Origin of the sequence: Geothrix fermentans DSM 14018 (assembly GCF_000428885.1) — a bacterium.
GTDB lineage: Bacteria > Acidobacteriota > Holophagae > Holophagales > Holophagaceae > Geothrix > Geothrix fermentans.
This window is the reverse complement of the sequence record NZ_AUAU01000008.1, coordinates 67,185-79,864: the sequence shown is the minus strand read 5'-3', so window position 1 is coordinate 79,864 and position 12,680 is coordinate 67,185. Positions and strand designations below refer to the sequence as shown.

Sequence of the window (12,680 nt, the reverse complement as noted above, 5' to 3'; positions counted from 1 at the left end):
CAGGGAACGGTCCGACCACCAGAGGGCCGGGCCGCCCAGGGGCCATCGGGGAACCTGCCCATCAGATAAGTAAGGACCCCATCGGGTGTCCAAATCGATCCCTGAGACTGGGAACCTTTCTCCAGTGGCAACGGTCACAACTTTGTCCCAGAAGGGTAAACCTGTTTCGACTGCTATGTTTTTTGCCATTTTTATTTACAATCAATTTGATCATAAGATGTTTATTTTTAAATTATTAATGTTGATCTAGGCAGTCGCAACAATGAATTCATTAATCATACTTCCATACAGGAATCAATCATTTCCACCCTTGAGGTCGCCAGAGTGGGGGCTATAGTTTTGTTTCTGACGCCACCATCAGCTTTCACGGCGTTCTGGCCCGCGCTGGCAGGCCTTTACGAAGATCCCGGCTCTGCTCCTTCTGCTCTTCCACCCCGGTCCATCCACGCCACCGCATGAGGCGAATCATGAAGCCACGAACCCAAGTGGTCCTGCTTGCCACACTGATGTCAGCCACGGCCTGGGGCCAGGAGGTGAGCCTGTACGGCACCACCATGGCCCAAATGTGGAAGCAGGAGACGCCGGGCTTTGACAAGGCCACCTTCACTCCCGCCACCCAGTACCTGGGCATCGACGCCACCAAGCTGGGCACCGACAACCTCTCGCTGCACCTCTTCGGGTGGGGCCGGACGGATCTGAGCGACGCCAGTAACTTCGACGGCTCCAAGTCCGGCGGGTACCTGAACTACGGCTACCTCCAGTACCGCTTCGACCAGGCCAACGCCGAGATCAAGGCCGGGCGCTTCACCACCAGCCAGGCCACGGGCTTCGAGCAGGTGGACGGCGTCAGCGTCCGGACGGACCTGCGGGGCGGCTTCACCGTGTCCGCCTTCGGCGGCAAGCCCGTCTACTTCAAGACGGTGGATCCCCGGAACCAGTCGGACTACGAATACCAGCGGGACTTCATCTTCGGCACCCGCTTCGCCTGGCGCATGCCCAAGGTCGGCGAGATCGGCGTGTCCTACCTGCAGGACGGGACCGAGGCGGCCAAGGACCTCGACATCCCCTCGCCCATCGACTACACGCGCAAGCAGCTGGGCGTGGACATCCGCATCACCCCCGCCAGCGTCTTCGACCTCCGCGGCCGGACCGTCTTCGACGTGGCCAGCCACCCGGACCAGGCCCCCGGCACCCGCGACCGGTCCCGCATCGCCGAGCACGACTACACCGCCACCGTGAAGGTGGGCAGCCAGGTCACCGTGACGGGCAACTACGCCGAGCGGAACTTCTACGCCTTCTTCGCCGGGACGAACCTCCCCTCCCTCTTCCGCCAGGACGACAACGACATGTTCCGCGGCTTCGGGGGCAGCATCACCTGGAACGCTCCCACGGGTGTCCAGCTGGTGGCCGACTACCGCCACATGCACCGCGAGACCGTCGGCGACGTGAACCGCGGCGGCGGCGAGATCCGCTGGAGCTCCAGCGAGCGGACCTTCCTCGGCGGCGTGGGGGCCCACTGGGTGAACGCCGCGAACACCCTGTTCGTGGATCCCGCCCGGCCCTACCGCAGCCTGAGCCACAAGGAGGCGCGGATCTGGGGCATGGTCACCCGGGGCAAGCTCACCGCCAGCCTGGACGGCATCCTCCAGCGGTACGACAGGGACAACCCGTACCTGGTGGGGATCAAGAACATCTATGAAGTGGTGGGCTCGCTCGGATACCAGGCCACCACGAACGTGAAGGTGTCCGGCGATGTCAGCTACGGAAGCACCGCGGTCGCCAAGCATGAGACCCGTGGACTTCTCCGGGCCGAGTATCGGTTCGGCTTTGCTCGCAAGGGAGGTCGCTAATGGCCCGGAACTCGATTTTCAAGATCGTCGGTGTCGTGCTGGGGCTCGGCTTCCTGATGGCTTGCAGCCTCATCTCCCCTGAGACGAGCTTCGCCGCGACCCATCCCCAGGAGCTCGGCGCGGGCCGGCCCATCTGCTCCGAATGCCACAGCAACGACGTGGCCAAGGGCGCCCAGAAGCCGTACGCCTCCTTCGATCACACGCCCACCTTCGTGAAGGACCACCGCTTCCAGGCCAACCAGGATTCCAACACCTGCGCCTCCTGCCACGCCCAGTCCTTCTGCGCGGACTGCCACGGCGCCAAGGTCCCCATGAAGCCCTCTACCCGGTTCAGCGACCGCCCCGACCTCCAGTCTCCGCACCGGGGCGACTTCATGACCCTGCACCGGATGGAAGGGAAGATGGATCCGTCCAGCTGCTACGCCTGCCACGGCCGGGCCAATAACGAGAAGTGCGCGGCCTGCCACCGGTAGGGATCCGCATCGCGTCCAAGGGGAACACCATGAGCCGAATGAAACTGATGGCCGGTAGCTGCTTCGCGATGGCCCTCGCGCTCCTCGCCTGGGGATGCGCCGGGACCGCCGGGAAGGGCGCTCCGCTCAATGCCACCACCGGGCAGCACCCGGCCAACTGGATCCAGGTCCACTACGCCGAGTACGCGAAGGCGCCGGACCAGTGCCGCACCTGCCACGGCTCCACCTCGGATCCGGCGCAGGCCGGCGGCATCTCCAAGGTGAGCTGCTTCAGCTGCCACACCAACGGCGGCATGAACCACCCGGCGGGCTGGGCGGATCCGAGCCAGCACGGCCGCCTGGGCGCCCAGGCCGTTCCAGCCGTCACCCAGGTGATCGGCGGGACCGTGGTCAACGGTTCCGGCTTCGCCTACTGCACCAAGTGCCACGGCCCGAACTACACGGATGGCCTGGCTGTGTCCTGCAAATCCTGCCACACCAAGGCCCCGCACCCCGATGCCCCCTGGCGCGGAGCCACCTTCACCTCGCCCAGCCACGTCAACACCAACGGCGGGAACGCTCCCGCCTGCGCCCAGTGCCACACCAATGGGGCGAACTCCTCCCTCAAGCCTGTGACCCCGGCCCCCGCCGGCACCGCACCTGGCTGCTTCAACAACACCCTCTGCCACGGCACGAGCTTCTAGATCCCAGATCCAGGAGGTGCCCTTCTGATCGATCGTTTCGATGCAGTACCCGTCTGTTCACTCGCAGTCACCCCTGACCTCCCCTACCTCAAGGAGAAACCCACATGCAACACCGTCCCCTGAAACAGCTCGCCGGCGCCGTCGCCGCCGCAGCCATCGCCCTGGTGCTGATCGGCTGTAACGGCAAGACGGGCGCCGCCGGCCTCAACGGCACCAATGGCACCAACGGTACCAATGGCACCAACGGTACCAACGGCACCAACGGCGTCATCACCGTGAACGCCGCCCAGCTCACCGCCGACCAGTGGAGCCAGCTGACCCTCAACGGCACCGTGACCAGCGTGACCATGGGCGCCAAGCCCGTCGTCAACTTCACCGTCACCGACGGCAAGGGCACCCCCGTCAGCGGCCTCGGCTTCACCACCAAGGCCTCCAACGCCCTGGCCCCCAGCTACTCCGCCTTCGGCTTCAGCATCGCGAAGCTGGTGCCCGGCGCCAGCGGCAGCCCCAGCAAGTGGGTGAACTACATCGTCACCACGATGCCCACCACCACCACCGCCGCGGCCCCCAGCAAGCCCAGCACCGACAACACGGGCACCCTGGTGGACAATGGCGACGGTTCCTACAAGTACACCTTCTACCGTGACATCACGGCCACCCAGGCCTTCCTGGACGGCTATGCCTACGACGCCACGAAGAACCAGGTCCGCACCGACCTCGGCGACGTGAGCTACCAGGCCAACCTGACCCACCGCATCAGCATCCAGATCGGCGGCAACGCCCGCGGCACCAGCACCAACACGCCCGACGGCTCCAACAGCGGCGTCACCGGCGTGCCCATCCTGACCCCCGCCAACATCCTCTACGATTTCGTGCCCGCCACCGGCGCCGCTCCGGCCGCCGACGCCCAACGCAACATCGTGGACACGGCCTCCTGCAACAGCTGCCACACCCGCTTCGAGGTCCACGGCGGCAACCGCATCAAGGCCGAGTACTGCGTGGTCTGCCACACCGACCAGCGCAAGTACGGCAACGCCGAGGCCGTCTCGACCGCCACGACTGTGGCGCCCCCGAGTGGTTCGACCGGCACTTACAAGATCAACGGCCTGGCCGTGGGCGACTTCCCCGCCTTCATCCACCGCCTCCACGCGGGTGAGGAGCTGAACAAGACCGGCTACCTCTACGCCGGGATCAACTTCAACGAGACCACCTACCCGCAGGACCTCCGCAACTGCTCCAAGTGCCACACCGCTTCCATCGCCGCCACCCCCCAGGGTGAGGCCTGGAACACCAACCCCAGCCGCATGGCCTGTGGCGCCTGCCACGACGGCATCGACTGGGTGGCTGGCACGAACCACCTGGGCGGGCCCCAGACGAGCGACCTGAACTGCAGCAGCTGCCACGGGTCGGCGGGCATCAAGCTCGTGCACATCCCCGCGACGCCGCCGAACCCGGCCTTCGCCACGGGCGGCTACACGAACGGCTCGTACATCTCCGCCTACACCAGCAACCTGCCCGCCGGCGCCATCAAGGTGACCTGGGACCTCAAGAGCGTGACGCTGAACGCCAGCGCCCAGCCGGTCTTCGAGTTCCGGTTCCTCCAGGACGGCCAGCGCGCGGACTTCAACGTGTTCGGCAGCGGCAAGACCGAGCTGTGGGACAACTTCGTGGGCGCCCCCAGCGTCTACCTGGCCTTCGCCGTGCCGCAGGACGGCATCGCGAAGCCGGCGGACTGGAACGCGACCGTCAGCGGCTATCTCAAGAAGATCTGGAACGGCACGGCCACCGGCACCGGCGCAGGCACCCTGACCGGCCCCGACGCGAACGGCTACTACAAGGTCACGCTCACGGGCGTGCAGATCCCCGCGACCGCCACGATGATCACCGGCGGCATCGGCTACACCTACAACAAGAACACCCAGTCCATCACGCAGACCAACGTGGCGGGCTACGCCTACGACACCACCACGATGATGGGCGGCCTGAGCGTGCCTCCGCCCAACGTCACCAAGCTGGTGAGCGGGACCCTGCCCGCGGGCTTCGCGGCCCAGGCCGGCCGCCGCACCATCGTGGCCAACCAGAAGTGCAACGACTGCCACGCGGTGCTGGGCGTGTTCACGAAGGAGGCCTACCACGCCGGTGAGCGCAACGACGCCACCACCTGCGCCTTCTGCCACACCCCGAACAAGAACAGCGGCACCACCGGTTGGGCGGCGACCATCAAGGAAGCGGTCCACGCCCTCCATGGCGCCAGCAAGCGGGTGAACAAGTACTCCTGGCACTCCTCCACGGGCTCCGCCTTCTGGGAAGTGACCTACCCCGGTGTCCTGAACAACTGCGAAGCCTGCCACGTGTCCGGCTCGTACGACTTCAGCAACAGCACCAACGCGGCCGCGATCCCCAGCATGCTGCCCACCACCACCATCGCCGGCACCACGCCCGCGAGCACGCCCGTGGTCATCACCGGGACCGAGCCCATGCCCGTGAACTACTTCTCGCCCTTCATCACGGCGAACACCGCCTACGGCGCGGGCTACACGACCAACTTCGCGACCGGTTCCACGACGCCCTACGTCGACGCGGCCGGCACGACGCTGATCAACTCGCCGATCACCTCGGCCTGCTCCGCCTGCCACGATTCCGCGGCTGCCATCGCGCACTTCAAGGGCAATGGCGGCGCCTTCTACGAGCCCCGGGCGACCGGCCTCCTGAAGGTCGAGCAGTGCATGGTCTGCCACGGTTCCGGCCGCACGGCCGACATCAAGGCCGTCCACATGACCTTCAAGTGATGTCCCCCGCCGGGGCGCGGTTCCCACCGCGCTCCGGCGACGTTTGAACGACACGGTGAGGACCCGGACGCCTTCCAGCTCCGGGTCCTTTTCCTGCTTTCCCCCCTCAACGGCCGATTGACAAGGCCGCCGCAGCGGCCGGAGAATTCGGCCTCCGGCTCACGAGGTCCCCATGAAGAACCCCCTGCTGACAATGACCCTGGCCCTCTCGGCCCTCCTTGCCCCTGCCGTTCCGGCCCGGGCCCAGGAGGCTGACGTGCCGCGAAAGGCCGAGTCCAAGGCCAAGTCCCCGAAGCCTGGCCGCTCGAAGGCCGCGGCAGCCAAGGCCAAGGCGCGGGCCAAGGCCAAGGCGGAGAGCGATGCCAAGGCGGTCGACATCAACAGCGCCACCAAGGACCAGCTGAAGACCCTCCCGGGCATCACGGACGCCTATGCGGACAAGATCATCGCGGGGCGCCCCTACAAGTCCAAGGCGTTCCTGGTCACCAACAACGTCATTCCCGAGAGCCTCTTCCAGACCCTCAGGACGCGCATCGTGGCCCGGCAGGCCGGGGTGAAGGTGCCGACCAAGTAACCGGCAGATCCTGGGTCAAGGTCCCAGCTCGACGGCCCCCGGACTCCGGGGGCCTTTTCATGCCGATTTAAGGCCCCGATCTCCAGTGTCATGGCTTCCGTGACACTCATCACAAAGGACCTCGAGGTCATTGACTCATCAAATGACCCGTAGATCCTGATTATATGAATTCCTGTCGGGACCGCGTCCCAAGGAGTTTGCCGACATGGCACGCACCGAAAGCCGCCCCTCCAGTCCAGCCTCCCCCGCGGGGTGCGTGGAGGGAGTATGCCGGCGCGCCGTCCGGCCATTCTTCGCCCATCGTCAGCAGTCCCATTTCCCAGGAGGATCCACCATGCAACCTCGCCCCCTGAAACAGCTCGCCGGCGCCGTCGCCGCCGCAGCCATCGCCCTGGTGCTGATCGGCTGTAACGGCAAGACCGGCGCCGCCGGTCTCAACGGCACCAATGGCACCAACGGCACCAACGGCACCAATGGCACCAACGGCACCACCCCCGCCATCACCGTGAACGCCGCCCAGCTCACCGCCGCGGAGTGGAGCCAGCTCTCCCTCCAGGGCTCCATCGACAGCGTGACCATGGGCGGGGCGCCCGTGGTGAACTTCACGGTCAAGGATGGCAAGGGCACGCCCGTGTCCGGCCTGGCCAAGAAGGACGCGACCGGCAAGTACCCCAACTTCGCCTTCACCATCGCGAAGCTGATGCCCGCCGATCCGACGACCAAGTGGCCCAGCCGCTGGGTCAACTACAACGTGGTGGAGACGCCGGAAGCCGGCCAGCCCGCGAAGACCAACTACACCGAACCCGAGAACTACGGCACCCTCGTCGACAACGGGAACGGCACCTACACCTACACCTTCGCCCTGGACATCACCAAGGCCCAGAGCTACGCGGACGGCGCGACCTATGACGCCACCCACCTCCGGGCGGACCTGGACGACCTGACCTACACCCCGACCCTGACCCACCGCCTGGTCGCCAGCATCGGCGGCAAGCAGCCCGGCAGCGGAGTCGAGGCCCTGACCTCGGCGAACCTCTACTACGACTTCATTCCCGCCACGGGCAAGGCGGTGACCGCCACCGATCCCAACCGGCTGGTCGTGGACATCTCTTCCTGCAACACCTGCCACACGAAGCTGGCCATGCACGCCAACTTCTTCCCCTCCATCAACGACGCGCATCTCTGCGCGGTCTGCCACACCGAGCAGCACAAGTACGGCGCCACCGAATCCCTGCCCGCCAGCGGCACCACGCTGGTTCCCGGCATCTACGGGTTCGCCACCCAGCGGCTGCAGGGCATGGCCCTGGCCAACTTCCCCGCCATGGTCCACCGCATCCACATGGGCGAGGAGCTCACCTACCAGGGCTACAACCAGTTCGGCGTCCTCTACAACGAGACCACCTACCCGCAGGATCAGCGGAACTGCACCAAGTGCCACACCGCGTCCGCGGCCACCCCGCAGGGCGACAACTGGAAGGACGTGCCTAGCCGTCTGGCCTGCGGCGCCTGCCATGACAGCATCGTCTGGGCGACCGGCGCGAACCACGCCGGCGGTCCCCAGACCAGCGACCTGAACTGCACGAGCTGCCACGGCGCCTCCCAGATGCAGGTGATCCACACTCCGCTGGTCGCCCCCAGCACCACCTGGGGCCTTGGAACGCACACCAACGGATCCTACATCGCGGACTACAAGAACGCCCTGCCGGCCGGCGCGCACCAGATCACCTATGACCTGAAGAGCGTCACGCTGAACGCCAGCAGCCAGCCCGTGGTGACCTTCCGCTTCCTCAAGGACGGCAGCCCGGTGGTCTTCAATGCCCAGCCCGCCGCCGCCGACGCCAGCGCCGAGCTGATGTCCGGCTATGTGGGCGGCCCCAGCGTCTACGTGGCCTTCGGCGTTCCCCAGGACGGCATCGCCAAGCCCGCCGACTGGAACGCCACGGTCAGCGCCTATGTCCGCAACGTCTGGAACAAGACCGTCACCACCTCGACCATGACGGGCCCCGACGCCAACGGCTACTACAGCCTGACCATTCTTACCGCGCTTCCCGCCAGCGCCACCCAGATCACGGGCGGCATCGGCTACGTTTACAGCTATGGCTCCCTGCCCCTGACCGAGATTGACCTTCCGGCCTATCCCTACACCCCGGGTGCCACTCCGAACACCGGAACCGGCGGCCTGAGCGTGCCTGCGCCCAACGTCACCAAGGTCGTCGGCGGGACTCTGCCCACCGGCTTCGCCGCCCAGAGCGCGCGCCGCGCCATCGTGAGCAACCAGAAGTGCAACGACTGCCACGCCTACCTGGGTGTGTTCACGAAGGAGGCCTACCACTCCGGCGAGCGCAATGACGCCGCGACCTGCACCTTCTGCCACAACGCGAACTACGTGGGGGACCACGGCACCGATGGCTGGGCCGTCAACGAAAAGGACTTCATCCACGCCCTGCATGGTTCCGCCAAGCGCGTGAACAAGTTCTCCTGGCAGGCCGCCAACGGCGCCACGTTCTGGAACGTGACCTACCCCGGGATCCTGAACAACTGCGAAGCCTGCCACGTCCCCGGCTCGTACGACTTCAGCAACAGCGCCAATGCCGCCGCGCTCCCGAACCTGCTCTGGAGCACCACCGCCACGGGCCTGACGCCCGCCACGGCCTTCCCGATCCTCACGGGGAACGAGACGGTCGCCGGCGCCACCGTGATCTCGCCCTTCATCACCCCGGGCGTGGACTACGGCGTGGGCTTTAAGTACACCGCGTCCACCCAGACCACCACCCAGGCCGCGGGCACCACCCTGGTGAACTCGCCGGTCACCTCGGCCTGCGCCGGCTGCCACGACACGCCGGTCGCCATCGCCCACTTCAGGGGCAACGGCGGCGCCTTCAATGAGCCCCGCGCGACGGCGCTCCTCAAGGTCGAGCAGTGCATGGTCTGCCACGGTTCCGGCCGCACGGCCGACATCAAGGCCGTCCACATGACCTTCAAGTGATGTCCCCCGCCGGCGCGCGGTTCCGACCGCGCTCCGGCGACGTTTGACCCCACGGTGAGGACCCGGACGCCTTCCAGCTCCGGGTCCTTTTCCTGTTTGTCATGCCTCCAATTTGCCAGGGCCCCCGCGCATTGCAGGGGCCCTGGCGCGTACCGGCATCGTCCTGCAAGTGTCACGACCGACGTGACACAGATCACAAGGCTGGTTGACTCCATAAATTACCGGAGGATCCTGATTGGCGAAATTCAGATGGAGTTGCAACCCGAGGAGGTGTGCTTCCCATGCCACGAACCGCCGGCCATGCCCCGCGCCCCCTCCGCCCCGAGGGGCGGGGGACGGGAAAAGGCCCGGCTGGCCGGTGGCATCGGGCAACGCGCCCACCCCGCATGCAGCCCGCCTGAACCCCTTGCAGTCCCCTACCCGGAGGAGGAAGAACCATGCAACACCGACCCCTGAAACAGTTCGCGGGCGCCCTCGCCGCCTCGGCCCTGCTCCTGGCGATGGTCGCCTGTGACGGCAAGACCGGCGCGGCTGGCGCCAACGGCATCAACGGCACCAACGGCACCAACGGCACGAACGGCACCAACGGCACCAATGCGGTCATCACCGTGAACGCCGCTCAGCTGAGCGATGCCGAGTGGGCCCAGCTTTCCCTCCAGGGCACCATCAACAGCGTCACCATGGGCGGCGCGCCGGTGGTGACCTTCACCCTCACGGATGCCAAGGGCACGCCGGTCAGCGGCCTGGCCCAGAAAGCGGCGAACGGGAAGTACCCCAACTTCGGCTTCAGCATCGCCAAGCTGGTTCCCGCCGACACCACCACCAAGAGCCCCAGCCGGTGGGTCAACTACGTCGTCACCGAGACGCCGGCGGCCGGGCAGGTCGCCAAGCCGGGTTTCGCCGAGCATGAGAATGACGGCGTCCTGAAGGACAACCTCGACGGCACGTACACCTACACCTTCGCCCTCGACATCACCAAGGTCAAAGGCTACGTGGATGCCACCACCGACGATGCCACCCACCTCAAAGCCGACCTGGACGACCTGACCTACAAGCCGGACGCCACCCACCGGCTGATCATCATGGCGGGCGGCGCCAAGCCGGGCACCACCGTGCAGGCCCTGGGCTCGGCCAACCTCTCCTATGACTTCATCCCCTCCACGGGCAAGGCGGTGGTCGCCACGGATCCCCAGCGCGTGATCGCGGACCAGGCCGGCTGCAACAGCTGCCACACCAAGCTCGCGTTCCATGCCAACTACTTCCCGCCCGTCCATGATGTGCGCCTCTGCGTGGTGTGCCACACGGAGCAGCACAAGTACGGCAGCACCGAGTCCATGCCGGCCAGCGGCACCACCCTGGTTCCCGGGGCCTACGGCGTCTACACGGCGCGGCTCCAGGGCATGGGCCTGCCCAACTTCCCCAACATGATCCACAAGATCCACATGGGCGAAGAGCTCTACTACCAGGGCTACAACCAGTTCGGCGTCCGGTACAACCACACCACCTACCCGCAGGACCAGCGGAACTGCGTGAAGTGCCACAGCGCCGCCGTGGCCCCCCAGGGCGACAACTGGAATACCGCCCCCAGCCGGCTGGCCTGCGGCGCCTGCCATGACGCCATCGTCTGGGCCACCGGCGCCAACCATCCGGGTGGTGCCGCCACTTCCGATGTGAACTGCTCCTCCTGCCACGGCACCGCCGGCATCAAGCTCATGCATGTGCCCGTGGTCTCGCCCGACCCGAACAACTTCCTGAACGGCGGCACGAACAAGAACACCAATGCCTCCTTCGTGGCCGGCTACACCGGCAACCTGCCCGCCGGCGCGGTGAAGCCCACCTGGGACCTGGCCAGCGTCACCCTCAATGCCAGCGCCCAGCCGGTCTTCAAGTTCCGGTTCCTCCTCGACGGCGCCGCCGCGGCCTTCAACGCCCAGCCCGCCGCCGCCGACGGGACCGTCGAACTGCTCCCGAACTTCGTGGGCGGGCCCTCCGCCTACATCGTCTTCGCCGTACCCCAGGACGGCATCGCCAAGCCCGGCGACTACAACGCCTCCACCAGCGTCTCCATCCGCAACGTCTGGAACAGGACCGTCACCACCAGCGACATGACGGGCCCCGACGCCAGCGGCTACTACACCCTGACCATCAAGAACCTGGTCATCCCCACCACCGCCACCATGATCACCGGCGGCATCGGCTACTCCTACAACCTTCCCACGGGCCAGCCGCTCACCCAGACCAACGTGGCGGGCTACGCCTACAACACCGACGGGAAGATGCAGGGCGGCGTGAGTGTCCCGGCCCCCAACGTCACCAAGCTCGTCAGCGGCACACTGCCTGCCGGCTTCGCCACCCAGGCGGCCCGCCGGACCATCGTCAGCAACGCCAAGTGCAATGACTGCCACGCGACGCTCGGCATCTTCACCTCGAAGGTCTACCATGCCGGCCAGCGGAACGACGCCGTCTCCTGCACCTTCTGCCACACGGTGAACCGGGCCAACAACGGCTGGAGCGTGAACGCCAAGGATTCCATCCATGCCCTGCATGCCTCCGCGGTCCGCGAGAACAAGTTCTCCTGGCACGCCGACGTCACACAGCTCTGGAAGCCGACCTATCCGGCCATCCTGAACAACTGCGAGGCCTGCCACCTGTCCGGCACCTACGACCTGTCCGCCACGGCCTCCGTGGTCCCGAACCTCCTGCCCTCCACCACGGCCTATGGCGACTACATGAAGGCCGTGGACGGGACGCTCCTCCCCGCCGGGTCCACCCTGCCGGTGGTCACCACGGGCAATGAGCCCTTCGGGAACTACTACTCGCCCTTCGTCAGCTGGGGGAACTACGGCACCCAGTTCTCCTTCGCGAGCACCACGGGAGTCAGCACGGAAGCCACGTCCAACACCCTCGTCGTCTCGCCCATCACGGCCGCCTGCTTCGCCTGCCATGACAACCAGGCCGCAGTGGCCCACATGAGGGGCAATGGGGCGACCATCAACGAAACCCGCGCCGTCCTGGCCACCCGGATGGAGCAGTGCCTCGTCTGCCACGGCTCCGGCCGCACCGCGGACATCAAGACGGTCCACATGACCTTCAAGTGACATCCCCCGCCGGGGCCAGCGCCCCGGCGCCACCACCCGCGCTCAAGGAGGACCCGGCCCCGGCCGGGTCCTCTTTTGTCATGGGAGTTCTCCGCAAAGCGGACCTTTTGGCCTCTTAACAAAAGGTAAGAAAGGACCTATTACCTATTGAAAATCACTTGTTTTTTCTAATCCAAATCCAGGTGGTGACTAGGGTCACAAGGGGCTTGACTCATTAAATTACCGAT

The 12,680-nt window shown here is 66.3% G+C and carries 7 protein-coding genes; all 7 read left to right on the top strand.

The genetic code is table 11. The features are described from left to right. The first annotated feature begins 467 nt into the window (after positions 1–467). The 7 genes from G398_RS15790 (at position 468) to G398_RS0103075 (ending at position 12,453) form a co-directional block, all read left to right on the top strand. A complete protein-coding gene (locus tag G398_RS15790; protein ID WP_157492264.1) occupies positions 468–1,850 on the top strand; it encodes a hypothetical protein in 1,383 nt (460 codons plus the stop codon). Then, complete coding sequence (locus tag G398_RS0103100; RefSeq protein ID WP_026852520.1) at positions 1,850–2,323, top strand: hypothetical protein; 474 nt, start codon at positions 1,850–1,852, stop codon at positions 2,321–2,323. The genes G398_RS15790 and G398_RS0103100 overlap by 1 nt, the downstream gene beginning before the upstream one ends. A gap of 29 nt (positions 2,324–2,352) precedes the next feature. Beyond that, the gene (locus G398_RS0103095; RefSeq protein WP_157492263.1) at positions 2,353–3,006 is read left to right on the top strand and encodes a hypothetical protein; all 654 of its coding nucleotides are present in this window, start codon (positions 2,353–2,355) and stop codon (positions 3,004–3,006) included. Positions 3,007–3,110: 104 nt separating this feature from the next. Continuing rightward, positions 3,111–5,795, top strand: coding sequence for an OmcA/MtrC family decaheme c-type cytochrome (locus G398_RS0103090; protein WP_026852518.1), 2,685 nt, complete (start codon positions 3,111–3,113; stop codon positions 5,793–5,795). A 172-nt stretch (positions 5,796–5,967) separates the two neighbouring features. Beyond that, positions 5,968–6,369 (top strand): ComEA family DNA-binding protein, encoded by a 402-nt coding sequence (locus tag G398_RS15785; RefSeq protein ID WP_043483321.1) that lies wholly within the window; start codon positions 5,968–5,970, stop codon positions 6,367–6,369. Positions 6,370–6,703: 334 nt separating this feature from the next. After that, complete coding sequence (locus tag G398_RS0103080) at positions 6,704–9,355, top strand: OmcA/MtrC family decaheme c-type cytochrome (protein ID WP_026852517.1); 2,652 nt, start codon at positions 6,704–6,706, stop codon at positions 9,353–9,355. A 437-nt stretch (positions 9,356–9,792) separates the two neighbouring features. Beyond that, on the top strand, positions 9,793–12,453 hold the full coding sequence (locus tag G398_RS0103075; RefSeq protein WP_026852516.1) for an OmcA/MtrC family decaheme c-type cytochrome: 2,661 nt from the start codon (positions 9,793–9,795) through the stop codon (positions 12,451–12,453). The last annotated feature ends 227 nt before the right edge of the window (positions 12,454–12,680 follow it).